At 67.1% G+C, this 24,412-nt stretch carries 21 protein-coding genes; 16 read left to right on the forward strand and 5 right to left on the reverse strand.

Annotation, left to right across the window (positions count from 1 at the left end):
• The 14 genes from RKE50_RS15510 to RKE50_RS15575 all read left to right on the forward strand — a co-directional run.
• On the forward strand, positions 1–355 hold a 355-nt coding region (locus RKE50_RS15510; RefSeq protein WP_350037918.1), incomplete at its 5' end, for a VOC family protein.
• Positions 356–398: 43 nt separating this feature from the next.
• The gene (locus tag RKE50_RS15515; RefSeq protein ID WP_350037920.1) at positions 399–1,859 is read left to right on the forward strand and encodes a 2-hydroxymuconic semialdehyde dehydrogenase; all 1,461 of its coding nucleotides are present in this window, start codon (positions 399–401) and stop codon (positions 1,857–1,859) included.
• Between the two features lie 13 nt (positions 1,860–1,872).
• Entirely contained in the window at positions 1,873–2,664 is a 792-nt protein-coding gene (dmpH, locus tag RKE50_RS15520; RefSeq protein ID WP_350037922.1) for a 2-oxo-3-hexenedioate decarboxylase, read from the forward strand.
• The gene (locus tag RKE50_RS15525; protein ID WP_350037924.1) at positions 2,661–3,653 is read left to right on the forward strand and encodes a WD40/YVTN/BNR-like repeat-containing protein; all 993 of its coding nucleotides are present in this window, start codon (positions 2,661–2,663) and stop codon (positions 3,651–3,653) included. Before dmpH ends, RKE50_RS15525 begins: the two co-directional genes overlap by 4 nt.
• Positions 3,646–6,057: an efflux RND transporter permease subunit gene (locus RKE50_RS15530; RefSeq protein WP_350037926.1), complete on the forward strand. Its 2,412-nt coding sequence runs from the start codon at positions 3,646–3,648 to the stop codon at positions 6,055–6,057. Before RKE50_RS15525 ends, RKE50_RS15530 begins: the two co-directional genes overlap by 8 nt.
• A 61-nt stretch (positions 6,058–6,118) precedes the next feature.
• Entirely contained in the window at positions 6,119–8,095 is a 1,977-nt protein-coding gene (locus RKE50_RS15535; protein WP_350037928.1) for a DUF1302 family protein, read from the forward strand.
• A gap of 29 nt (positions 8,096–8,124) precedes the next feature.
• On the forward strand, positions 8,125–9,432 hold the full coding sequence (locus RKE50_RS15540) for a DUF1329 domain-containing protein (RefSeq protein WP_350037930.1): 1,308 nt from the start codon (positions 8,125–8,127) through the stop codon (positions 9,430–9,432).
• An 81-nt stretch (positions 9,433–9,513) separates the two neighbouring features.
• Positions 9,514–10,107, forward strand: a complete 594-nt coding sequence (locus RKE50_RS15545) for a 2-hydroxychromene-2-carboxylate isomerase (protein WP_350037932.1) — start codon at positions 9,514–9,516, stop codon at positions 10,105–10,107.
• Positions 10,108–10,126: 19 nt separating this feature from the next.
• Positions 10,127–10,747: a glutathione S-transferase family protein gene (locus tag RKE50_RS15550; protein ID WP_350037934.1), complete on the forward strand. Its 621-nt coding sequence runs from the start codon at positions 10,127–10,129 to the stop codon at positions 10,745–10,747.
• A 19-nt stretch (positions 10,748–10,766) separates the two neighbouring features.
• Positions 10,767–11,555 (forward strand): fumarylacetoacetate hydrolase family protein, encoded by a 789-nt coding sequence (locus RKE50_RS15555; RefSeq protein ID WP_350037936.1) that lies wholly within the window; start codon positions 10,767–10,769, stop codon positions 11,553–11,555.
• A 37-nt stretch (positions 11,556–11,592) separates the two neighbouring features.
• Positions 11,593–12,507, forward strand: coding sequence for an acetaldehyde dehydrogenase (acetylating) (locus RKE50_RS15560; protein ID WP_350037938.1), 915 nt, complete (start codon positions 11,593–11,595; stop codon positions 12,505–12,507).
• A 17-nt stretch (positions 12,508–12,524) separates the two neighbouring features.
• The gene (dmpG, locus tag RKE50_RS15565) at positions 12,525–13,550 is read left to right on the forward strand and encodes a 4-hydroxy-2-oxovalerate aldolase (RefSeq protein ID WP_350037939.1); all 1,026 of its coding nucleotides are present in this window, start codon (positions 12,525–12,527) and stop codon (positions 13,548–13,550) included.
• A complete protein-coding gene (locus RKE50_RS15570; RefSeq protein ID WP_350037941.1) occupies positions 13,543–14,343 on the forward strand; it encodes a glutathione S-transferase family protein in 801 nt (266 codons plus the stop codon). The genes dmpG and RKE50_RS15570 overlap by 8 nt, the downstream gene beginning before the upstream one ends.
• A gap of 13 nt (positions 14,344–14,356) precedes the next feature.
• A complete protein-coding gene (locus tag RKE50_RS15575) occupies positions 14,357–14,935 on the forward strand; it encodes an antibiotic biosynthesis monooxygenase (RefSeq protein WP_350037943.1) in 579 nt (192 codons plus the stop codon).
• An 18-nt stretch (positions 14,936–14,953) separates the two neighbouring features.
• Here RKE50_RS15575 and RKE50_RS15580 read toward each other — a convergent pair whose 3' ends face one another.
• The 5 genes from RKE50_RS15580 to RKE50_RS15600 all read right to left on the reverse strand — a co-directional run bounded on the left by RKE50_RS15580 (position 14,954) and on the right by RKE50_RS15600 (position 20,927).
• Complete coding sequence (locus RKE50_RS15580) at positions 14,954–16,210, reverse strand: OmpP1/FadL family transporter (RefSeq protein ID WP_350037945.1); 1,257 nt, start codon at positions 16,208–16,210, stop codon at positions 14,954–14,956.
• A 126-nt stretch (positions 16,211–16,336) separates the two neighbouring features.
• A complete protein-coding gene (locus RKE50_RS15585) occupies positions 16,337–17,845 on the reverse strand; it encodes a parallel beta-helix domain-containing protein (protein ID WP_350037947.1) in 1,509 nt (502 codons plus the stop codon).
• Between the two features lie 3 nt (positions 17,846–17,848).
• A complete protein-coding gene (locus RKE50_RS15590; RefSeq protein WP_350037949.1) occupies positions 17,849–19,054 on the reverse strand; it encodes a cytochrome-c peroxidase in 1,206 nt (401 codons plus the stop codon).
• A gap of 51 nt (positions 19,055–19,105) precedes the next feature.
• Positions 19,106–19,474 carry a hypothetical protein gene (locus RKE50_RS15595; protein WP_350037951.1) on the reverse strand — a complete coding sequence of 123 codons (369 nt, stop codon included), beginning with the start codon at positions 19,472–19,474 and terminating at the stop codon, positions 19,106–19,108.
• Between the two features lie 58 nt (positions 19,475–19,532).
• The gene (locus RKE50_RS15600) at positions 19,533–20,927 is read right to left on the reverse strand and encodes an SPOR domain-containing protein (protein ID WP_350037953.1); all 1,395 of its coding nucleotides are present in this window, start codon (positions 20,925–20,927) and stop codon (positions 19,533–19,535) included.
• 125 nt (positions 20,928–21,052) lie between these two features.
• Here RKE50_RS15600 and uvrD point away from each other — a divergent pair, with 125 nt between their 5' ends.
• The gene (gene uvrD, locus RKE50_RS15605) at positions 21,053–23,203 is read left to right on the forward strand and encodes a DNA helicase II (protein WP_350037955.1); all 2,151 of its coding nucleotides are present in this window, start codon (positions 21,053–21,055) and stop codon (positions 23,201–23,203) included.
• A gap of 40 nt (positions 23,204–23,243) precedes the next feature.
• Complete coding sequence (locus RKE50_RS15610) at positions 23,244–24,410, forward strand: TRAP transporter substrate-binding protein (RefSeq protein WP_502937899.1); 1,167 nt, start codon at positions 23,244–23,246, stop codon at positions 24,408–24,410.
• Positions 24,411–24,412: the final 2 nt, after the last annotated feature.

Raw genomic sequence — 24,412 nt, forward strand, 5'->3', positions numbered from 1 at the left:
GTTCCTGACCGTGTCCATGAAGGCGCACGACGTGGCCTTCGTGCGGCACGAGGAGAAGGGCAAGTTCCACCACGCCTCGTTCTACCTGAGCACCTGGGAAGACGTGCTGCGGGCGGCGGACCTGATCTCCATGCACGACATTGCGCTGGACATCGGCCCGACGCGGCACGGGCTGACGCACGGGCAGACGATCTACTTCTTCGACCCGTCGGGGAACCGCAATGAGGTGTTCGCGGGAGGGGACTACACCTACCCGGACCACCCGGTGGTGACCTGGGACGCGGCCCAGCTGGGCAAGGCGATCTTCTACCACGACCGCCAGCTCAACGACCGCTTCCTCGGCGTGGTCACCTGAGCATCGCCCGCCCGCAATTCATCTACCAGGACGCGAGTAATTCATGGAAGACGTCAAGCATTTCATCGCGGGGGAGTATCGGGAGTCCTCCCTGGGACGCACCTTCGACAACATCAACCCCTGCAACGGCGAGAAGATCGGCGTGGTTCACGAGGGCGGCGAGCAAGATATCAATGCCGCCGTCGCAGCCGCGCGCGAGGCCCTGAACGGCGAGTGGGCGCGGATGCCGTCCCGGCAGCGCATGGAGTTACTGCACGCGATAGCCGATGGTGTCGACAGGCGCTTCGACGAGTTCCTCGAGGCGGAGTGCCTCGACACGGGCAAACCCTACAGCATCGCCAGCCATATCGACATTCCGCGCGGCGCCGCGAATTTCCGCGTCTTTGCCGATGCGGTGCAGAATGTGCCGACGGAGGCTTTCCACATGGAAACGCCCGATGGCACCGGGGCCTACAACCTCGCCGTTCGCAAGCCCAAGGGTGTGATCGGTGTCATCAGCCCCTGGAACCTGCCGCTGCTGCTGATGACCTGGAAAGTCGGACCGGCGTTGGCCTGCGGCAACACGGTGGTGGTCAAGCCGTCTGAGGAGACGCCCACGACCACCGCTCTGCTCGGCGAAGTCATGAACGAGGCAGGCGTGCCGGCCGGGGTTTTCAATGTCGTCCACGGCTTCGGGCCCGGCTCGGCGGGTGAATTCCTGACCCAGCATCGCGGCGTCGATGCCATCACGTTCACCGGGGAAACGCGTACCGGTGAGGCCATCATGCGGGCGGCCGCGAGCGGCGTCCGCGACGTTTCCTTCGAGCTGGGCGGCAAGAATCCCGCCCTGGTCTTCGCCGACTGCGACATGGACCGCGCCATCGAGGGCACGCTGCGCTCCGTTTTCGCCAACTGCGGCCAGGTCTGCCTCGGCACGGAACGCGTCTACGTAGAGCGCCCGATCTTCGACGAGTTTGTTTCCCGCCTGGCGGAGGCTGCTGCCCGCTACCAGCTCGGGCGGCCCGAGGATCCGGCGACGGACATGGGCCCACTGGTCTCTCACGAGCACCAGCGCAAGGTCCTTTCCTACTACGAGCTGGCAAAGGAAGAGGGCGCGACGGTCGTCCTCGGCGGCGGCGTTCCGGACATGCCCGGCGATCTCGCCGGCGGTGCCTGGGTCGAGCCGACGATCTGGACCGGCCTGCCGGAGAGCTCGCGCATCGTGCGCGAGGAAATCTTCGGCCCCTGCTGCCATATCCAGCCTTTTGACGACGAAGAGGAGGCCATCCGCCTCGCAAACGACACGCCCTACGGCCTGGCTGCCGCCATCTGGAGCCAGGACGTGTCCAGGATTCTGCGCGTCACACCACGCATCGAGGCGGGCATTACCTGGGCCAATGCCTGGTTCCTCCGCGACCTGCGCACCCCCTTTGGCGGTTGCAAGCAGTCGGGTATCGGCCGCGAGGGCGGCGTCCACTCGCTCGAGTTCTACTCCGAGCTCCAGAACATCTGCATCAAGATCTGAACGAGGCTAGCGCATGGCAACCCTGGACAAAGCAACGGTCGACAAACTCGCGGAGCACCTGGAGAACGCCGAGCTTGAGGCCCGTGACGTCGTCAAGATCACCGACGACTACCCGGCCATGGACTACGAGGATGCCTACAACATCCAGTGGGAGATCCGCCGCCGCAAGGAGAGCCGCGGCCATCGTATCGTCGGCATGAAGATGGGGCTCACCTCCTGGGCCAAGATGGCGCAGATGGGCGTTGAGCAGCCCTGTTACGGCTTTCTCGCCGACTATTTCAGCTGCGAGAGCGGCTCTGCCATCGACACGTCGAAGCTGATCCACCCGAAGGTGGAAGCGGAGATCGCCTTCGTGACCAGGGCCCCGCTCCGGGGCCCGGGCTGCCACGTCGCCGACGTGTTTGCGGCCACGGACTTCATTCTGCCGGCGGTCGAAGTCATCGACTCCCGCTACCGGGACTTCAAGTTCGACCTGATCAGCGTCTGCGCCGACAACAGTTCGTCTTCGCGCTTCGTGACCGGCGGCCGGTGCCTGCCCGTCGACGCAACCGACCTGACGACGCTCGGTGTCGTGATGGAGAAGAACGGCGAGATTGTCGAGATGAGCACCGGCGCAGCCGTGCTTGGCAACCCCGCGGCGAGCGTAGCCATGCTCGCCAATATGCTTGGTGAACGCGGCGAGGAGATCCCGGCAGGCACCTTCATCATGACCGGCGGCGTGACCGCGGCCGTCGCTGTAGAGGCCGGAGACGTGATCAACGTGCGCTACCACGAGCTCGGCAGCCTCGCCATGAGGTTCGTGTGAGCACGGCCGCCGGCAGCGCCCTGCGCGCCGGAGCGCTGCTCGCGCTCCTCGGCGTCGCTGCCTGTGAAGCACCGCTGCGGCTCGAGGCCGTCGAGGCGAATCGCGCCGAGCCGGTGAAGCGCTATGACACGCTGCAGGCGGCCGCTGCCAACGCGGACAAGCTGGTCGTGGTCAGCTCCGCCGGTGCGGCGCTGGTCTCCAGCGACGATGGCGAGAGCTGGCGCCGTGATGCGCTACCGGGCGCACCCTCGCTCATCGACGTCACCGCCTGTGCCGACGGCGAGGTGTTTGCCCTCGACTCGGAGCGCCGCGTCTGGGCCCTTGCCGATGACGGGACCTGGCAGAGCGAGAAACTGCCTACCGCGGAAAGCACCCTCTCGATCCACTGCGCGCCGGGAGGGAGACTCTGGGTCACCGCCGGCTTCGCAACGCTGCTGCACCGCCCGGTCGCCGGCGGCACCTGGACCGAAGACAGCCTCGGTGACGACCTGCAGTTCACCCGCGTCAAGTTCGTCGATGACGAGCACGGCTTCGCGGTCGGCGAGTTCGGCACCGTGGTCAGCAGCAGCGATGGCGGTGACAGCTGGGACTACCTGCCGCCGATACCCAACGACTTCTACCCCATGGCGGCCGATTTTCTCGACCGGCAGACGGGCTGGGTAGGCGGCCTCGACGGCGTTATCTGGGAAACCACGGACGGCGGCCAGCAATGGACGCGCCACGAGACGGGCAGCGCCACCCCGGTCTATCGCATCGAGGCGTCGGACGCGGGCGTGGTCGCGGTCGGTGGCGCCGGCAAGTACTACGAGTATGTCGGCGGCAGCTGGGTCAAGCCAGCCAATGCGCCCGACGTGCTCGCCTATTTCCGTGCGGTCGAGCTCCTCGGCCCGGGGCGGATCCTGCTCGCGGGCGCCGGCGGTGCCATGGCGCTGCTGGACCGGTCCATGCCCGCGCGGCCCAACGCGAAGAGAGAGTTAGCCAGTGAGTAACTTCGGTGTCATCAGCAGGTTCTTCCGCCTCATCGAGGTCTGGGTCTTCTACCACCCCAAGACCTTCCTGGCTGCGATTCTCCTGGCCACGGCCTTCTTCGCGACGCGCATCCCCTACGTGCAGATGTACTCGGACTTCGCCGACCTCCTGCCGCAGGAGCATCCCTATATCCAGCTGCACAACGAGGTGAAAGACACCTTCGGCGGAGCCAACAACATTGTGATGGCCCTCTCTGTTCGCCAGGGTGATGTGTTCAACACGGAGACCATGGAGCGTATCCACGCGCTTACGCAGGGCGTCGACAGCCTTCCCGGCGTCAACCACAACCTGGTGCGCAGCGTGACGCACCGCACGGTGCGCAAGACCTGGCTGACCGAGATGGGCACTATGAACTCGGAGCCTTACTTCGATCCGCTGTACCCGGAGGTCACCGAGGCGGAAGCAGCCGCGCTGCGGCTCGACGTCATGAGCGACCCCTCGGTCTATGGCCTGCTGGTTTCCCCGGACCTGAAGTCCGCACTGATCAAGGCGACCTTCAACGAGGGCCAGCTCGACTACGTGGCCATCTTCGAACAGCTCAACGAGCTCAAGGCCGAGGTGCTGGCTGCCGACGGTCCCGCGATCGACGTCTATACCACCGGGCAGCCGGTGCTGCTCGGCTGGGTGTACAGCTATCTCGGCCAGATCATGCAGATCTTCCTGCTCACGCTCGGCATCCTGACCGCACTGCTCGTGCTCTACTTCCGCAGCCGCATCTACGGTATCGCCCTGCCCCTGGTGGGCGTCGCGATTTCGGCGACCTGGGGCCTGGGCATCGTGTCGATGCTGGGCTACAACCTCGATCCCCTGACGCTGGTCATTCCGTTCCTGATCACGGCGCGAGCCATGTCTCACGGTATCCAGCTCGTCGAGCGCTACTACGTGGAACTGCCGCATGCGCGGGACAACCACGACGCCGCCCGGCGTACCTTCGAAACGCTGTTCCGGCCCGGCACGCTCGGCATCATATCGGATGCCGTGGGCCTGCTCCTGATCGCCCTCGGTTCCTCGCCGATCAATGTCAAGCTCGGTATCTACGCGTCGATCTGGGCATCGACCGTAGTGATCACCGTCCTCATGGCCGTGCCGCTGCTGCTTTCCGTGCTGCCCATGGCGCGGCCGCGGGACGCGGCGGCCGGCGGCGGGGGCGGTGCGTTTCGCGGCGCCGCCAACCTGGTCATCAGCCGCAGCGGTTCCACGGCGATCATCCTGTTCGCTGTCGCCGTGTATGCCGTGGGCGGCTTCCTGAGTTCGAAGGTGCAGATCGGCGAGTCCGAGCCCGGCTCGCCGATCCTCTACCCGGACCACGACTACAACGTCTCGTCGAAGAATATCAACGAGAACTTCCCGGGATCCGAGGAGATGTACGTCGTCGTGCACACGGACGAGCCCGGCGGTATCAAACGACCGGAGGTGCTTAACGCTATCCGGGACTTCCAGCGGTACATGCTGGCCGATCCGGACATGGGCGGCAGCCGGGGCATCACGGACCTGGTGCTGCAGGTCAACCAGATCCTGCACAACAACGATCCCCGCTGGGCCATCATCCCCGATGAGCCGAGTTACGTCGGCGGCCTCCTGTTTGCCTACATGGCTTCGAGCCCCATCCCCGGCGCGCTCAAGGAATTCATCGATACAGACGAGCAGACCGCCAACATCGTCTTCTTCTACAAGGACCATAAAGGCGAGACCCTGCGCCGGGCGATCTACATGGCCAAGGCGTGGATCGAGGATCCGGCCAACCAGGTCGAGGGCATGGAGGTGCGCCTTGCCGGTGGGCCCATCGGCGTGACCGCCGCCATTAACGAGGCCGCCTACCAGAGCAACCTGGTCATCATCCCTGCGGCCATGGCGATCATCTTCCTCTTCGTCACGCTGTTCTACTGGTCCCTGCATGCCGGTTGGCTGATGTTCATGGTCATGACCTTCTGCACGGTAGCCACCTACGCCTACATGGGTGTCGTCGGTATCGGTATCGATGTGAATACGGTACCGATCATCGCCGTCGGCATCGGCGTCGGTATCGATTACTCCATCTACATGATGGACCGGGTCCGCGAGGAGACGGCGGCGGCCGCCGGCGACCTGGAGATCGGGGTGCGCAATGCCATCGCCACCACCGGCAAGGCGATTGCGTTCACCGCCACGGCACTGATCGGTGGGGTGGTCATGTGGGCGCTCGTTTCGGAGCTCCGCTTCCAGGCCGACGCCGCGCTGCTGCTGGTGGTCATGCTCATTCTCAACGCCTGGGCGGCGGGCAATCTCGTCCCCGCCTGGATCGTCCGTTTCCGCCCCGGCTTCATCGTCCGGGCGAAACCCCATCTGGAGGAAGAAGAGTCGGCGGCGCTTCCTGCCGGTGCCTGAGGTACCGCCAGGAGCGGCGTCATTGCAACGTTTGCGATACCACGACACAAGAGGGTAAACCATGAAGAATAACGTTAAGAGACTGGCCGTCGCGACAGCGACGGCACTCCTGGCGGCGGTGGCCGCTGAAGGAGCCGGCGCGCAGGGCCGCTGGGACACCGCCGGCTTCGTCGAGAACGCCACGTTCTATCGCGACGGCTTCGGGCTATCCAAGTCCCGGAACACGGCCCAGTTCGAGTTCAGCAAGGAATTCGGGAAGAAGATGGGCCTCTCCAACTTCCGCGTCAGCGGCACGCTGCGCGCTACCTATGACGCTGTTTACGATCTCAATGACGACGAATGGGGCGATGGCGCGGGCGGTCCGCGCAGCTTCGAGAACTTCGGCAGCACCACTGCGCAGGGGCTCTTCGGCGGCAACGGCGACTCGCCCTGGGGCAGCTCGATTCTCGGAAATGGCGGCGCCGCCGCCGGGAATCCCATCCCGCCCGGCTTCCTCTTCGACGTGTCGCAGAACCCCAACGAGGGCCTCAAGGTGCTCGGCGAAGACTTCCACAACCCGAACGGCGGCGTGACCATCGGCGTACCGGTCCGTCCCTGTGACGAGGACGGGCGCGGTTGCAACCTCGATGACTACATGGATTTCGACACCAACGACCTGCGCTTCCCGGACTTCAACGACCAGCTCGATTTCGTCCGGGAGCTTTACATCGAGGGCAGCATTCCCACGGGTACCATGTCCGAACTCTTCCTGCGCATCGGTAAGCAGCAGGTGGTCTGGGGCCGCACGGACCTGTTCCGGGTCCTCGATATCATCAATCCGGTCGACTACCAGCGCCACAATATCTACGACGAGCTGGAGGACATCCGGATTCCGCAGTGGATGGCAACCGCGGAGTACCGCTTCGGCGCCGTCGGCGGCTTCGATGACCTGAACTTCCAGGCAGTGTGGAACTTCGACCAGTTCCGGCCCAACAACCTGGGGCTGGGCGGTGGGCCCTACAATATTCTTGACGCGGCCTCGTTCTTCCGCGCCATGAACAACTGCTGGGAGAACGGCTGTACCGTCTCCAACTTCGTGCCGGCGGCCGCCATCGGCCTCACCGACGATCCGGGCCTGCTGGCCGCGGACTTCGCACCCGGTGTCATCGGCATCCGCGACGTGGACCTGCCCGACTGGGAGCTCGGCAACACCCAGGGCGGCGTCAAGCTGGAGGGTGTGTACAAGAGCGTCGGCTTTTCCCTCAACTACTACCATTACTTCCAGCAGCTGCCCGTGCTGCGGGGCGGCATTCCCGCGACCAACGCGTTCACCGGCGAGGTTGGCGTCTGGGATCACCTGATCGCCTTCGACGTGAACTTCCCGGAAGTCGACCTCTTTGGCGGCTCCCTGGACTTCTACGTGGACCCGATCAAATCCGTCTTCCGCGTAGAGGCGGCCTACACGCAAGGTGAGGAGATCCAGAATACGCTGGATCCGCAGCTCTACTCGGAAACGGACATGTTCCGCTGGGTGCTGGGCTGGGACCGCAATACTTTCATTCCCTTCCTGAACAAGACCCGGGCATTCCTCATTTCGGCGCAGGTCTTCGGCGAGCACGTGCTCGACCACGAGCTGGAGCAGCGTCCCCTCGGTGTCGCCGGCATGCCGAACTGGGAGGACAACTACATCGCCACGCTGCTGATCAAAGGCTGGTACAAGTCCGACACGATCAGTCCGCAGGTCATCATGGCCTGGGACTACGAGGCCGGCGCCGGGACCATCGCACCGTCCGTCGACTGGTTGATCAGCGACAACTGGCGGCTGCTTGTGGGCTTCAACATCAAAGTGGGGGACGACATGGCTGACCAGTCCTTCGACGACTGCCGCAGCTGCAACCCGTTCCCGCCCTTCACGGCCACCCCGGCGCATGCAGACCCCTTCCAGTCGGGCTCCGTCGGCCTTTCCGGGATCGAGCCGCTGGGTCGCTTCCGCGCCGGCCCGCTGGGCAGCGCCAGCCAGGAAGACGAGTTCCAGGTCACGCTGCGCTACCGCTTCTAACTCGAGATAACGACAGGGAGATACACATCATGTTCAGGAAAACACTGCTTGCCGCCAGCCTTGCACTGGCCGGCGTCACGGCGGCCCAGGCCGCCACCATGGAGGATGTCGAGCGCTCCTTCTACCCCTACAAGGACGGTGTTCCGACGGTCGAGGGCCTGACCCCGGGCACGGTGCTCAACGCGGGCAACGTGGACCAGTTCAAGACCGCGCTGGACCCGGCGCTATACCAACACGTGAAAGACGGCTGGGTGGAGATCACGGTCGGCGAGACCACATCCTTCGACCTCCACCCCAACTACGTGCAGGCGACCCGCGACTCCCTCGGCAAGGTTTCCCTCGGTGACAGCCTCGGTCAGATCAACGGCTTCGTAGCCGGTCGGCCGTTTCCGGAAGAGCCGTCCATGGACGACCCTCGCGCCGGTGAGAAGCTCGCCTGGAACTACCGCTACGGCTACAACTGGGGAGACAACGCGGCCATCTATCCCTTCTACTGGCGCTACCGGGATATGGACTCCGGCAAGGTGGAGCGGACCATCAAGTTCAATTTCCACTTCCTCAACTACATGCACCGGGTGAATCAGCCGCCGGTGCCCGAGTTCGAGGACAACCCCTCCGAACTGTTCCGTGCCATTTATGTGCAGGTGCTGGAACCCTTCGACGTAAAGAACACGCAGTTGTTGATTCACCGGCATGACGATGACCAGGTAGCGGACAATACCTGGCTCTACCTGGGCTTCCAGCGCCGCGTGCGCCGCCTGGCCTCCGGCCAGATCACCGACTCCTTCCTCGGCTCGGACCTGATGATCGAGGACTTCGAGGGCTACAACGGCCGCCTGTCCGATATGAACTGGAGCTACAAGGGCACCGAAAACATCCTGCTGCCGTTTTATAACCACAACGACATGGAACTGGCGACCGATCTCGAGGATCCCGAGGGCTACCAGTTCGTCGACTTCGGCGGAAAAGGCGGCTGCTTCCCGGAAATCACCTGGCAGCTGCGCAAGGTCTTCGTGCTCGAGTCAGACCCGGTGGACGATAACCACCCGATCAGCAAGCGGGTGCACTATGTCGATGCCCAGACCTTCACCCTGCCGCGGACCCTGACCTATGACCGCAAGGGTGACCTTTGGAAGTCCTGGACCATCGGTCAGGCGCACCCGGACCACCACCTGCCGAAGAACAAGGGCACTGGTGTTTCCATCGACGACGCCTTCTCGATGATCGATGTGCAGGCGTCGCACTGCACCACCGGTCAGTTCAAGGGCCAGGTCGACCCTGAACTCAACCCGGTGAAACTGTTCAGCGTGCAGAACATGCGCGCCACCGGCCGCTAGGTCCATTCATGCCGACTGGCTCCCCCGCCGCCGCGCGGTGCCGGGGGAGCGTTTTTTCTGCCCCCTGAAAGGCAAATGACCATGAACGACCCCATCGACCTCAAGTTTTTCTTCAACTTTCGCAGCCCCTACTGCTATATCGCCTCGAAGACCTTTCTGCCGGCTTTCGAGGAGTTCAATATCCGCCTGCTCTGGCGGCCCCTTGGTGGCTGGTCCGGGCGCTCTTCGCCGGAGCGGGCCAAGGTCAAGGTGCCGCTGACGCGGCAGGACGTGCGCCGTATCACGGCGAAGATGGGCATACCCATGAACCCGCCGCCGATCACCACCGACCCCACCCGGGCGGGCGCCGTCTCCCTGCTCGCCGCGGAGCAGGGGCTGCTCAACAAGTGGATCGTCGAGGTCATGCGCGCGGAGTGGGCCGAGGGCCGGGACATCGGTGAGGAGGAAGTGCTCCTCGAGGTAGCCGGTGCTATCGGCCTCGACGCCGGCGAGACGAGGGCCGCCTGGGAGGATGCGGACAAGCTGAAAGCCCTCGACGACAACTGGGCGGAGGCCCAGGAGCTCGGCCTGATCGGTGTCCCCAGCGTGCAGATCGGCGACGAGCTGTTCTGGGGAAGCGACCGTCTCGAGTACATCGTCGATCACCTGACCGCGCTGCGTGCGCGTCGCGTCTAGCAGGCGGGCGACAACTGCCATGCAGGTCTTCGAGCGAACCGATTGCCCCTTCTGCTGGAAAGTCCGGCTGGCGGCGGCAGAGCTGGGCGTCGCGCTGAACCTGGTCGCATCCCAGCCCGGCGACCCGCATCCGGAGGTCAAGCGGCTCAGCCCAACGGCGACGGTGCCCGTGCTGGTGGACGGTCCCCTGGCCCTCTGGGAGAGCGCCGTTATCTGCGGCTATCTCGACGAGCTCGCCGGTGGCCGCGGTTACGGCCGAACGCCGGCGGACCGCGCCAGCGTGCGCCTCCTCGAGGCCTATTCTGACCGGCTCGCTGCCGACGGCCTGCGGGACGCCGTTTTCGAGCTTCGCAGCAAGGCCGCTGACGAACGCGATGCGTCGCGCATCGAGCAGGGTCTGGTCCGGTGGGGGGACCGGCTCGCCGATCTCGCCCGCCGCCTGGGCGACAAGCCGTGGTTCGCCGGGGATTTCTCCCTTGCCGACTGCGCCCTCGGTCCGCGTTTCGGTGTCGCCGAAGCCTACGGTATCGATGCGTTCCGGCGCCACGACAACCTGGGCTCATGGTTCGAGCGCCTAAAGGCGCGTCCGGCCTGGCAACAGGCCTACCCCAAACAGTTCATCGGCCTCCAGCGGGCCTGAAGCAAAGGAAGAGAACAGCATGGAGACGTCGCAAATCGAAGCCCTGGGCCTGGAACTCTACGAGGCCCTGCGCACGTGCCGGCCGGTAGCGCCGCTCACCGAGCGCTATCCTGACATCGCACTCGAGGACGCCTACCACATCAGCCGCGCCATGCTCGCGCTGCGCGAGCAGCGCGATGGCGAGCAGGTGGTCGGCAAGAAGATCGGCGTCACCAGCAAGCCGGTGCAGGACATGCTCGGGGTCTTCCAGCCGGACTTCGGCTTCCTCACCGACGCGATGGTATACCCGGACGGTGCAGACATTCCTGTCGCCGGACAGCTGATCGCGCCGCGCGCCGAGGGCGAGATCGCCTTCCGCCTGCGCAAGGACCTGAACGGTCCCGGTGTGACGGAAGCGGATGTGCTTGACGCCACGGAGAGCATCATCCCCTGCTTCGAGATCGTCGATTCGCGCATCGCCGACTGGAAAATCCGCATCCAGGACACGGTTGCGGATAACGCGTCCTGCGGGGTCTACGTGCTCGGGAAGACGGAAGTGGACCCGAGAGAATTCGACCTGCCGAACCTGAAGATGCGCATCTACCACAACGGCGAACTCCACAGCGAGGGCCTCGGCAGCGCCGTGCAGGGCAACCCGCTCACCGCGGTGGCCTGGCTGGCCAATACGCTCGGCGAGTTCGGCATTCCCTTCCGGGCGGGCGAGGTGATCCTGTCCGGCTCCCTGGCGCCGCTGATCCCCGCCGCGCCGGGCGACCGCTTCGCCCTGGAGCTCGAGGGCATCGGCGGCTGCAGCTGCAGCTTCAGCTAGCAACACACGCGTACGCAATCCAGCGAGAGAACAAGCCATGAGCAAGAAAGTGAAGGCGGCCATCATCGGCCCGGGCAATATCGGCACGGACCTGCTGACCAAGGCCATGCGCAGCGAGGTGATCGAACCGGTGTGGATGGTCGGTGTGGTCCCCGATTCCCCGGGGCTGGCCCGGGCGAAAGAGATGGGCCTGAAGACCACGGCCCAGGGTGTGGACGGCCTCGTACCGCACATGAAAGCCGACGGCGTCCAGGTGGTCTTCGATGCCACCAGCGCCTACGTCCATGCGGAGAACAGCCGCAAGGTGATCGAGCAGGGCGCGGTCATGATCGACCTGACCCCGGCGGCCATCGGGCCTTTCTGCGTGCCGCCGGTCAACCTCGCCGAGGCCGTCGCGGCGCATACCGTGAATGTGAACATGGTGACCTGCGGCGGCCAGGCGACGATTCCCATGGTCGCAGCAGTGAGCCGGGTGCAGCCCGTGGCGTATGCGGAAATCGTCGCGACGGTGAGCTCGAAGTCGGCCGGCCCGGGCACGCGCAAGAACATCGACGAGTTCACCCGCACCACGGCTCGCGGCATCGAGAAGGTCGGCGGCGCGAGAACCGGCAAGGCCATCATCATCATCAACCCGGCCGAGCCGCCGCTGATCATGCGCGACACCGTCCACTGCCTCACCGAGGACGCGCCGGACGAGGCTGCGATCCGGGAGTCGGTCGCCGCGATGCTGGCGGAAGTTCAGCAATATGTTCCCGGCTACACGTTGAAGAACGGCCCGGTCTTCGACGGCAATCGCGTGTCGATCTACCTGGAGGTGGAGGGGCTCGGCGACTTCCTGCCGAAGTATGCGGGCAACCTGGACATCATGACCGCCGCGGGGCTGCGCACGGCGGAAATGTATGCCGAAGAGATTCTCGCCGGCACCTTCACTCCCGGCGCCGACGCGGCCTGACCCAAGAGGACACGACCATGGACCTTTCCGGCAAGAAAATCACCGTGCACGACATGAGCCTGCGCGACGGCATGCACGCCAAGCGCCACCAGATCTCCGTCGAGGAGATGGTCACCATCGCGACCGCCATGGACGAGGCCGGCATCCCGATGATCGAGGTGACCCACGGCGACGGCCTCGGTGGTGCTTCCGTGAACTACGGCTTCCCCGCGGCGAGCGACGAGGACTACCTGCGTGCCGTCTGCGGCGCGGTGAAGCGGACGAAGGTCTCTGCGCTGCTCCTGCCCGGCATCGGCACCGTCGACCATCTGCAGATGGCGCTGGACTGCGGTATCTCGACGATCCGCGTGGCCACGCACTGCACCGAGGCCGATGTCTCCGAGCAGCACCTCACCCTCGCGTCGAAGATCGATGGCCTGGATACGGTGGGCTTCCTGATGATGGCGCACATGGCGTCGCCCGAGCAGCTCCTGGAGCAGCTCAAGCTCATGGAGGGCTACGGCGCCAACTGCGTGTACATCACCGACTCGGCCGGCTACATGCTGCCCGACGATGTCACGGCGCGTATCGCCCTGGCGCGGGAGAAGCTGGACCCGGCCACGGAGATCGGCTTCCACGGCCACCACAATCTCGGCATGGGCATCGCCAATTCCCTGGCCGCAGTAGAGGCGGGTGCGACGCGTATCGACGGCTCCCTCGCCGGCCTCGGCGCCGGCGCCGGCAATACGCCGCTGGAGGTGTTCATTGCCGTCTGCGAGCGCATGGGCGTGGAAACGGGGGTCGACCTGTTCAAGGCCATGGATGTGGCAGAGGATCTCATTGTTCCTCTCATGGAGCACATGGTGCGCGTGGACCGCGATTCACTGACCCTGGGCTTTGCCGGCGTTTACTCGAGCTTCCTGCTCTTTGCCAAGCGCAGCGCGGAGAAATACGGCCTGTCGGCCCGCGACATCCTGGTCGAACTCGGCCGCCGCGGCACCGTCGGCGGCCAGGAAGACATGATCGAGGACCTCGCCCTCGATATGGCCCGGAACCATGCTTGAGCTCTACACGCACCCGATGTCGCCCTGCGCGCAGAAGGTGCGGCTGGTACTTCACGAGAAGGGCCTGGAGTGGACGTCCCACCACGTCGAACTGTCGCAGAAGGAGAACCTCCGGCCGGAGTACCTCGCGCTGAACCCGCTCGGGGTGGTTCCCACGCTGGTCCATGAAGGCAGGCCGGTAATCGAATCGAGCATTATCTGCGAGTACCTAGAGGATGCGTTCCCGGCGCCCTCGCTTCGTCCGGAGGACCCGCACGGCCGTGCGCGCATGCGCTTCTGGATGAAGCAGGTAGACAACCGGCTCCATCCCGCCTGTGGCGCCCTGCAGTGGCCGCTGATCATGCGCCCCGCGCTGCTTGAGAAACCCGTCGAGGAGCGCGAGGCGTTGCTGGCGCAGGTCCCCGAAGCGCCGCGCCGGGAGCGCCAGCGCAGGCTGCTTGAGCATGGCCTCGACGCGCCGGATGTTTCCGCCGCAGTCGGCACCTATTGCGAGCTGATCCAGGCCATGGATCGCGCGCTGGCCGAGGGCGAGTGGGTGGCGGGCGACCAGTTTTCGCTGGCCGATGCGAGCCTGGCGCCCTATTTCCAGACCCTGCACCAGTTCGACTGGCTGGATCTATTCGTCGATAGCGACCGGGTCACGCACTGGTACGAGCGCTGTCGGGAGCGTGAGTCCTACCGCGAGGCAGTCAGCCGGGATTTCCCGACCGAGACCCTGGCGCAGTTGAGACGGGACGGCCAAGCCGCCCGCGGGCAGGTCGCCGTTCATCTGCCCCCCGCATCCGCGCAGTAGGGCTCCACCGGAGATGGCAGGGGGATTGGCTGTCACCGACCCGGTAACCGTAGTGGTATCCCGGCGGGTTCAGCGTGGCAGGGAGGCGGATTTCGAGATGCTCAGCACGGCAATGACCGAGCGGGCATCTGCTTTCCCCGGTTACCTCGGTGCGACGATGTTCCGCCCCGCCGCCGCCGAGGACCCGGAATACCGGATCGTGTTCAAGTTCCGCGACCGGGAAACGCTGGCGGCCTGGGAGTCATCCGCAGAGCGCACGGAGCTGCTCGGTGAAATCGAAGCGCTGCTGCAGGAGCCAAGCGAACGCGAGGTGCTCTCCGGCATCGTGACCTGGTTTACCCTGCCGGGCCAGAACCCGGTGCAGCCTCCACCGCGCTACAAGATGACCCTGGTCAGCTGGCTGGCGCTCTACCCCGCGGTCACGCTAATGTTCCTGCTCTTTGGCGACTTGCTGGCGCGCCTGCCGCTACCGCTGCGCACGCTGCTGGTGACCGCGGCGGTCATGCTGCTCATGAGCTACGTGCTGATGCCGCGCATGACCCGCTGGTTTGCCTTCTGGCTGTTCCCCCGGGACCGCAGTGAAGAACGCTGAGCGTCGCGCCCACCGCGCTCAGAACCGCCAGCTGTACCCCACCGCCAGGATGTCCTGGTGCATGGTCAGGTCCACCTCGCCGCCGCCGAAGGCCGGCGGGATGGAGCCGCTCCCGCGGACAGTGTTTTTAAGGGCTCGCGTGTAAGCCAGCGTCCACTCACCACCTTCTTCGCCCCGCGGCCGCCAGCTCGCGCCGATGCTCGCGTGCTCCTCGATCACGCCCGGGGCGAGGATGTTGATGAAGGTCTCGTTGGCCGGTATCGGCTGGTCCATGGTGCTGTAGCCGGCGCGCAGGGTGAGTGTTTCGTTGACGCGATAGCGCGCGCCCAGCTTCCACACGTCGCGGTCCTCCCAGCCGAAACCGGGGCCCCCGTCCGCGCCCAGGGGTACCCCCGAAAGCAGCGGCGCCAGCGAATTCGCGACCGCGGGGATGTCGCCGTAGCGGATGTGCTGCCAGTCCGCCGCGAGCGTCAGCGCGGGCGCTGCCTGCCAGCTGAGACCGGCGCCGTAGGTCTCGGGGATATCGAAGCTGCCGCCGTCGGCGAACAGCCCCGCGTAGTCATCGAACTTGTCCATGGCGACCTTGGAGGACCAGGTCGCGCCGAGCGCCAGGGTCGGGGTGACCTGGCCGTGCCAGCCGAGCTTGACGCCCCAGCCGGTGCTCTCGTCGTGGCCGAGTTCGGTGACGGCGCCGGGCCGGCTGCTGAACACCGGGTTGTCGAAGGGCCCGAGGCCGCGCGCCTCGAAGCGCTGGTAGGCCCCCGTCACCGCCACGCCGAAGCTGTGGCTGCCGTGGCGCCAGGCAAGGGACGGCGTCAGGAAGACCTGGGCCAGGTCGACCCCGGCGGTGCCCGTGCCGCCGTAGGCCGCGAAGGGGTTGCTCTCGTAGCCGGTGTTCATGCCGCCGTTGCCGTAGAGCGCCACGCCCCAGCTCAGCCCGTGGTCTAGGCGCTTCGTGTAGCCGAGTGCCGGCAGCAGGAACCAGGCGTCGTCGTTGCCGTCGTAGCTGCCGTCGGCGCCGAAACCGTTGCCGCTGATGCGGGCGCCGCGGTCCGGCCGGAACCAGGTGGCCTCCACGTCGAAGCGGTCGCCGACCAGCGCCGTCCCGGCGGGATTGGTGGCCGCCGCCAGGGCGTCCTGGGGCAGCGCGATGCTCACCCCGGCCATGCCCTGGGCGCGCAGGCCGACGCCGTGGGTGAAGTAGCCGTTGGTGGCCGAAACCATGGGGGCGGTGAGCGCGGGCAGCAGGGCCAGGGCGCGGAGCGGTCGAAGCATGGGTGGGGGACTCCCGGGTCGTTGACTGGACGCCGGGAGCAAAGCCCCCCGGACGATGGCGGCGCGAAGCCTAACCCGCCCGGGAGCCCGGGGAAAGACGGATTCTTTCTATGCTTATGCGGGTTTTCAGTTGCCCACGGTCAGCAGGTACTCCGCGACCGCCAGCCGCACCTCCGGGTCGAGGTAATCCTGCGGCGGCATCTCCGGGAAGGTCGGCCGTTTCTTCACCGGGTCGGCGATGTAGGCGGCGATCCCCTGCGGGTCGTCCTTGTACATGGCCTGGATCATCTCCACCGGCGGGCCGATGAGGATGCCCTTGTAGCTGTGGCAGCCGGTGCAGATGCCGAGGTAGGTCAGCTTGCCCTGCTCCGAGGGGTCGATCTCCCGCGGCGGCACCGGTTCCGGCAGCAGGTAGTTGTCGATGTTGTCGGTGTTGGCGAAGTCGCAGTCGGCGAAGTCGCCGACGCCGACGGTGGTGTAGCGGTGCCGGTTGCGGATGCAGCTGTCGCGCACCTCGCCGGCGCGGACGATGTCCGGGGTGCCGCGGGTCATCGTCGCGAGCATGAGCGCGCGGACCTCGTCGATGGTGTCGTAGCCGTTGTTGAGCATGAGGTTGTCGAGGATCGCGACCCGGTCCGGCGCCGGGTCGGCATCCGGGTCGGCGGTGATGTTCGAGGCGTTGGCGTGGTCCACCACGAGGATGCCCGCGGTCTGGTGGTCGCGGATGATGTTGTTCTCGATGACCACCTCGTCCGCGGCCATGATGAGCACGCCGGTGCCCGCGGGGATGCCGGCCACGGTGGAACCCGGTGCGCCGAAATTCGGGGTGTTGTTGTCGACGATGAAGTTGTCGCGGATGATCACGTCGTAGGTGGTCTTGATCGGCAGCCCCGGCGTGATGAAGGCGAGAATGCCGCCGGTGTTGTGGTGCACGTAGTTGTTCTCGACGATGGCGTGGCGGCTGTTCTCAATCTCGATGCCGGCGACGGAGTCGAAGACCTCGTTCCCGGCCACGTGAATGTTGTCACTCATGCCCACGTAGATCGCCGCATCCTCGATGCCGGAGACCACGTTGTCCTCGACGATGCCGTTCTGCCCGAGCTGCGGAAAGATCCCGTAGACCCCGGTGTCGATGATCAGGTTGTTGCGGATCTCGAAGTTGTTCCCCGCCTGCCCCATGATCCCGTTGCCCTTGTAGTTGGTGATCTTGAGGTTCTCCACCACGATGTCGTTGCCGGAGTAGAGGATGGCGTCATTGAGGCGCTTCTCCCCCTCCAGGGTCGGCCAGTTGCCCTGCTCGATGACGCCGATGAGGCGGATGCCGTCCTTGTCGATGTAGACGGTCTCCGTGTAGGTGCCCGGGAAGATGCGGATCGTGTCCCCGGGCTCGGCGGCGTTGACCGCGTCCTGGATCGCCTCGCCCTCGCGCACCTGGTGCACCGTGCCGCCGGGACCGCGGGCGGCCGTGGCCCGGGGTTTCGCGTCCGGCTCCGCGCTGCGGAAGCCGCCGCCGTAGCTGCCGCCCTCGTCGTTGGCGGCGATGATGGTCGTGGACTGCTGCTTGCCGTACCAGAGACCGCCCCCGAAGGCGACGGCGAGGACCAGCAGCGCGAGGATGAGCTTGCCGATTTTCATGGGTTATCTCCCGTGGGGGTTGGGGCTGCGCGCGCTGCGCCCGCCGACGGGAAGGCCGGAGGGTACGTGCTTCGGCACGCGGGGCAGGAATCGTTCATCGGTCAGGGTGCCGAGGAAGGCCACCAGCTGCTTCAGTTCGTGGTCGGCGAGGTCCGGGCTGACGATGTGCCAGTGCAGTTGCAGCGCCTCGCCCTCGGGCACCGCGTGGCCGCGGCCGCCGTTATAGAAGGTGACCACTTCGTCCAGGGTCTGGAAGCGGCCCGAGTGCATGTAGGGCGCGGTCCGGGCGATGTTGCGCAAGGTCGGCACCTTGAAGGCGCCACGCAGTTTCGGGCTGCCGAGGGTGGCCTCGGCGCCGATGTCACGGGCCAGCCCCGGCGGTTCCGGGCTGCCGATCACCGCGACCTGCTGGTTGGTGAACAGCGGCGGCGTGTGGCACTCGGCGCAGCGCGCGACGAAGGAGCGGAACACGTTGAGGCCGGCGATCTCCTCGGCATCGAGGGCGCTGTGGTCGCCGTGGGCATAGCGGTCGTAGCGGCTGTTCAGGGAGACGAGGGACGCCTCGAAGGCCGCCAGGGCCGTGTACACCTGCGCCGTGTCGATGGGCCCGCCGTCGTCGCCGAAGGCGGCGCGGAACAGGGCCGGGTAGGCGTCGTTGCCGCGCAGCGCCGCGAGCAGGTCGGCGGGGTTGTTGCCCATCTCCTCGGGGGCGTAGAGGGGGCCGGTCAGCTGCGCTTCGAGGGAGTCGGCGCGGGCGTCCCAGAAGAAGTGCTGAAGGAACGCGCTGTTCCACAGTGTCGGCGCTCCCCGCGGCAGCGCCTCGCCGTGCAGCCCGGTGCTGCGCCCGCGGCCGTCGGCGAAGCCCAGGGCGGGGTCGTGGCAGCTGGCGCAGGAGAGGCGCCCGTCGGCGGACAGGAGCGGGTCGAAGAACAGGTAGCGGCCGAGGTCGATCTGCTGCGCGGTGAAACCGTCGCGGCGCGGCGGCAGGCCCGTGCGCGTGCCGCCGACACCGCGACCCCGAAGGGAGCCGTACTGGTCGTAGAGGGTGGCGAGGCGGCAGACATCACCGGCCAGCTGTTCGAAGCCGGGCGGGCACTGGTCGCTCAGGCGGAAATCCGCGGCGACGGCCGGCAGCGCAAGCAACGGCGCAAGCGGCATTACAAGCAACAGTACAAGCGCGGCCAGCCGCCGCGGCCTGCAAGGCTCCATGGGTACCCCCTGGCGCGTTATTGTTCTGGGCCCGCCAGCGGCCGGCGGGCGCTACTTGTTGGCGGCCTTGTACTCGCGCACCTGCGTGTTGAAGTCGCCGGCCACGGTCTCCTCGGCGGAAACCGCCTTGTTGTACGCTTCGACGGCGGCGGTGTACGTCTCCAGGGCCGCTTTGCGGGCGTCCTTGGTCTCGGCATCCTCGCCGGCCTGCTTGGCCGCCGCCATGCGGGCTTCCATGCACTTCATGTAGTCCATGTTGGCCTCCTGGAAGGACTTCACCGCCTTCTGGCCGGCCAGCATCTCTTCCATGGACGCCTCGGCGCCGTCGGGCAGCGTCGGCTGCTCCGGCACGTTGCACTCGGCGCGCGCGCCGGCGCTCGCACAGAGCGCCAGCAACAGTGCACAGCTTGTCTTCTTCATTGCAGGTCCTCCCGGTTCTGGCCCCTTGCTCGGCGTCGAGGCCTGTCTTTATTGATGGCTAGTTCGCCTTGCCGATCCACAGCTTCGACAGCCCGAAACGGGCCTCGAGGTCCCTGGCGACCGACTCTGCGGCAGCGCGGCTGGCGAGGCCGACCACGCGCACACGATAAAGGGTGCGTCCTCCGCTCTGCGCATCCTGAATCACCACCTCGCCCTTGTCCACTGTGAGCCGGGACGCCCGGGACGCCGCGTCACTTCGCTGCGCATAGGTGCCGAAGTTGACGAACCACCCGCCGCTGGCCGCGGCTGCCGCGGCCGCGGGGCGTTCACTCGCGGCCTTCGCCGAGGCCTTTGCGGCGGCTTTCGCGGCGGCGACTTGCGACCGGGCGGTCTCGAGTGCCGCCTCGCTGTCCGCCAGCTGTTCCCGGGCCGTTGCCAGCTCGCCCTGGAGCAGCGCGTAGTCGCCCTCGAGCGAGGCGAGGTCCGCCGCGAGGACCTGCACGCGCGCCTGCAACTCCCGGGCCGCCGTGCGGTCGCCCTGCGCCTCCTCGGCCGTGGGCCGCCGCGCGAGCTGTGCCTGCAGGTCGCGGACCTGGGACTGCAGCTCACTCCGCTCCTTGACGACGCCGACGCCGCCCAGGGCCAGCAGCGCCAGGGCGAGCGCGCCGACGGCAAGCGAAACGATCGGCCAGCGCCGCCGGCCGGCCGCGGGCGCCTCCCGGGCCTCGGCCGGCGCGACGGGAGTCGCCATCCCGGCTGGGGCCGCGGGCACCTCGTCCTCGCCGTCCGAGTCCGCTGCACTCGACTCATCGTCCTCCATGGGCAGGTTCCAGCCGTCGTCGTCCGAGTCGCCGAGGTAGGGGTGCTCGCTGAGTTCGCGCTCCACCACGCGGTTGAAAGCATCCTCGCCGTCCCCGGGCGGCGGGTCCCAGGCGTTGTCCCCGTCCTCCGGCTCTTCCTCCCAGTCGCTCTCCGCGCTATCCCGGGCGTCCCCGCCCGGCAGCTCTTCGGGCGGCGCGCCGGTCGCCGGCCGCGGCGGATCGAGCGGCGGCAGGGTTGGAGACGGCCCGGCGGAGCCGGCGCTTTCGTCCTCGTCGCCGTCCACGGACTCCCAGCTGTCCTGCTCCCAGTCTTCGTTGCTGTCCCAGTGGGCGGCCGCTTCGTCCCAGTCTTCCGCGGACTGCCAGCGCGAGGGCGTATCGCGACGGTCCGCGCCGGGCGCCACCGCTTCGGTCGGCTCGGGCTCGAGCCAGGAGCCGGGCTCGGGATCTTCCTCGTCGCGGTCGACCAGGGCTTCGCTGTCCCCGGCCTCCGGGTCGTCATCGGCACCGGCAGGCGCGGGCCCGCGCCGGGCCGGTCCGTCCCGGTCGACCACCTTCTGCGGTCTGCCGTCGTCCCGGTCTATCCAGCCGTCTTCATCGAAGGGCGTCGCGTCGTCATCTCTGTCTGCCATCGGACCATCCACGGGCCACTGTTCGCGTCCCGATGGTACCCAGTGGCCCCGGGCGGCGCCAGCATTCCCCGACGTTACGGCCCACCGGCCGTGAGCGCCGCGGGTAAAGCGGATAGAATGCCGCGATGGACGTAAGCGACATCCTCTCTCCCCTGAATGACGCCCAGCGCGAGGCCGTCGCCGCCGAGAGCCCCAACCTGCTGGTGCTCGCTGGGGCGGGTTCCGGCAAGACGCGGGTGCTGGTGCATCGCATCGCCTGGCTCATCCGGGCCGGGGGGCTCTCGCCGCACGCGATCCTGGCCGTCACCTTTACCAACAAGGCGGCGCGGGAGATGCGCAGCCGCATCGAGCACATGCTGCAGCTGCCGGTGCACGGAATGTGGGTCGGTACTTTCCACGGCCTTGCCCACCGGCTGCTGAAGATGCACTGGCAGGACGCGGGGCTGCCGCAGAATTTCCAGATCCTCGACAGCGACGACCAGCTGCGCCTGGTCAAGCGCGTCTGCCGGGAGCTCGAGCTGGACGAGGCGCGCTGGCCGCCGCGGCAGGCCCAGTGGTACATCAACGGCCAGAAGGACGAGGGGCTCCGCGCCGCCCACATCGAAGCGCCCCCCGGGGACCTGTTCGTGCAGACGATGCTGCGCATCTACCGGGCCTACGAGGTCGCCTGTGAGCGCGGCGGCCTGGTGGACTTTGCCGAGCTGCTGCTGCGCGCGCACGAGCTCTGGCTGAAGAAACCCGACGTGCTGGCACACTACCAGGGCCGTTTCCGGCAGATCCTCGTCGACGAGTTCCAGGACACCAACACCATCCAGTACGCCTGGCTCCGGGTGCTCGCCGGGGGCCGCGTCCCGGTGGTCGCCGTGGGCGACGACGACCAGTCGATCTACGGCTGGCGCGGTGCCCGCATCGAGAACATCCAGCGCTTCAGCGACGACTTCGAGCGCGTGCAGACGGTCCGCCTGGAGCAGAACTACCGCTCGACCCAGACCATCCTGCGCGCGGCCAACGGGGTTATCGCCCACAACGCCGGTCGCCTCGGTAAGGAGCTCTGGACCGACGGCGACAGCGGCGAGCCGATCCAGCTTTATGCCGGCTACAACGAGCACGACGAGGCGCGCTTCATCGTCGACCGGCTCGAGGAGTGGCTCCGGGACGGCCATCCGCGGCGCTCCGTGGCGATCCTCTACCGCTCCAACGCCCAGTCCCGGGTGCTCGAGGAGGCCCTGATCCGCGCCGGGGTGCCCTATCGCATCTACGGCGGCCAGCGCTTCTACGAGCGCATGGAGATCCGCAACGCGCTGGCCTACCTGCGCCTGCTGGTGAACCGCGGCGACGATGCGGCCATGGAGCGCGTGATCAACACGCCGCCGCGAGGCATCGGTGGCAAGACCATCGACACGCTGCGGGAGATCGCCCGCGAGCGCGGCGTCTCCCTGTGGCAGGCGATGGCGATCGCCGCCGACGAGAAACTGCTCGCCGCGCGGGCGCTCTCCGCCCTCGAGGGCTTTCGCGTGCTCATCGACGAGCTCGACGGCGGCACCGACAGCATGAGCCTCGAGGAGCTGACGGAGACGGTGATCCAGGGCGCGGGGCTCATCGACCTGCACCGCCGGGAGAAGGGCGAGCGCGGCCAGGCGCGGGTGGAGAACCTCGAGGAGCTGGTCGCCGCCGCGCGACAGTTCGCGCCCGTGGGCGAGGAGCTGTCGCCGCTGCAGCAGTTTCTCGACAACGCCGCCCTCGACGCCGGCGACAACCAGGCCGAGGCGCACGAGGACAGCGTGCAGCTCATGACCCTGCACTCGGCCAAGGGGCTGGAGTTTCCCCTGGTGTTCCTCGCGGGCATGGAGGAGAACCTGTTCCCGCACCGCATGTCCGTGGAGGAGCCCGGCCGCCTCGAGGAGGAGCGCCGGCTCTGCTATGTGGGCATTACCCGCGCCATGGAGCGCCTCGTGCTCACCTACGCGGAGACCCGGCGGCTTCACGGCAGCGAGAGCTACAACGCGCCCTCCCGCTTCCTGCGCGAGATCCCCGGCGAGCTGCTGCACGAGGTGCGCCTGCAGAGCAGCGTCAGCCGGCCCCTCGGCTCCCTGGCCCAGCCGTCCATGGCGGACGCGGCCTTCAGCCTCGGCCAGCGGGTCTACCACCAGGTCTTCGGTGAGGGGGTCGTGCTAAACTTCGAGGGCCGCGGCGCCAGCGCCCGTGTCGAAGTGAATTTCGACGGCGAGGGCAGCAAGTGGCTGGTGCTGCAGTACGCGAAGCTCCAGGCGCTCTAGCGACACCACGCACGATAACTACAAGGCCAGGCCCGCACCCGTGAACCCGAGCCCCAGCAAGGTCCAGCCTCTCGTCATCCTGCTGCTCACCGCCGCCCTGGTCGCGGTCGTCGGCTTCTGGGCCGCGGAGCGTACCGGTGGCGGCCGCGTCCTGTCCGCCGGCCCCGGTGTCGGCAATGGCGAGCGCTTCGAGTGGAAGCTGGTCACCACCTGGCCGAAGAACCTGCCCGGCCTCGGCACGGCGCCGGAGACCTTCGCCCGGCTCGTCGGCGAGCTGAGTGACGGCCGGCTCACGGTACGGGTCTACGGTGCCGGCGAGATCGTCCCGGCCCTCGGCGTGTTCGACGCGGTCTCCGGCGGCGTGGCCGAGATGGGCCACGGCGCCTCCTACTACTGGAAGGGCAAGATCCCCGCGGCGGTGTTCTTCACGGCCGTGCCCTTCGGCATGACGGCGCAGGAAATGAACGGCTGGCTGCACTACGGCGGCGGCGAGGCGCTCTGGCGCGAGACCTACGCGCCCTTCGGCGTGGTGCCCTTCGCCGGCGGCAGCACGGGCGTGCAGATGGCCGGCTGGTTCAACCGCGAGCTTACCTCCACCGAGGATCTGCGCGGCCTGAAGATGCGCATTCCGGGCCTGGCCGGCGAGGTCTTTACGGCCGCCGGCGGCACGGCGGTCAATATCCCCGGGGGCGAGGTCTATACCTCCATGCAGACCGGCGTCATCGATGCCGTCGAGTGGGTCGGCCCCTACAACGACCTCGCCCTGGGCCTGCACGAGGTCGCCGAGTACTACTACTACCCGGGCTGGCACGAGCCCGGTGCCATGCTCGAGTTCATCGTCAACGCGGATGCCCTGGCGGCCCTGCCGGAAGACCTCAAGGCGATCGTCCGCGACGCGGCCCGGGCCACCAACCAGGACATGCTCGACGAATTCACCGCGCGCAACAACGCCTCGCTGGAGACGCTGCTGAAGGAGCACGAGGTGAAGCTGCGCCGCCTGCCGGATGACGTGCTCGCGCTGCTAAAGGAAAAAAGCGACGAGGTCATGGCCCGCCTGGTCGCCGGGGACCCGATGGCGCGCAAGGTCTACGCCTCCTACCGCGAGTTTCTCGACGCAGTGCGCGCCTACCACGGTATCTCCGAGCAAGCCTACATCAACGCCCGCACGACGGTCCTCGGCGACCCCGTGCCCCGGTCGGAAGAGTAAGG

The organism is Pseudohaliea sp., from assembly GCF_040217025.1.
In the GTDB taxonomy this organism is placed as follows: Bacteria; Pseudomonadota; Gammaproteobacteria; order Pseudomonadales; family Halieaceae; genus Pseudohaliea.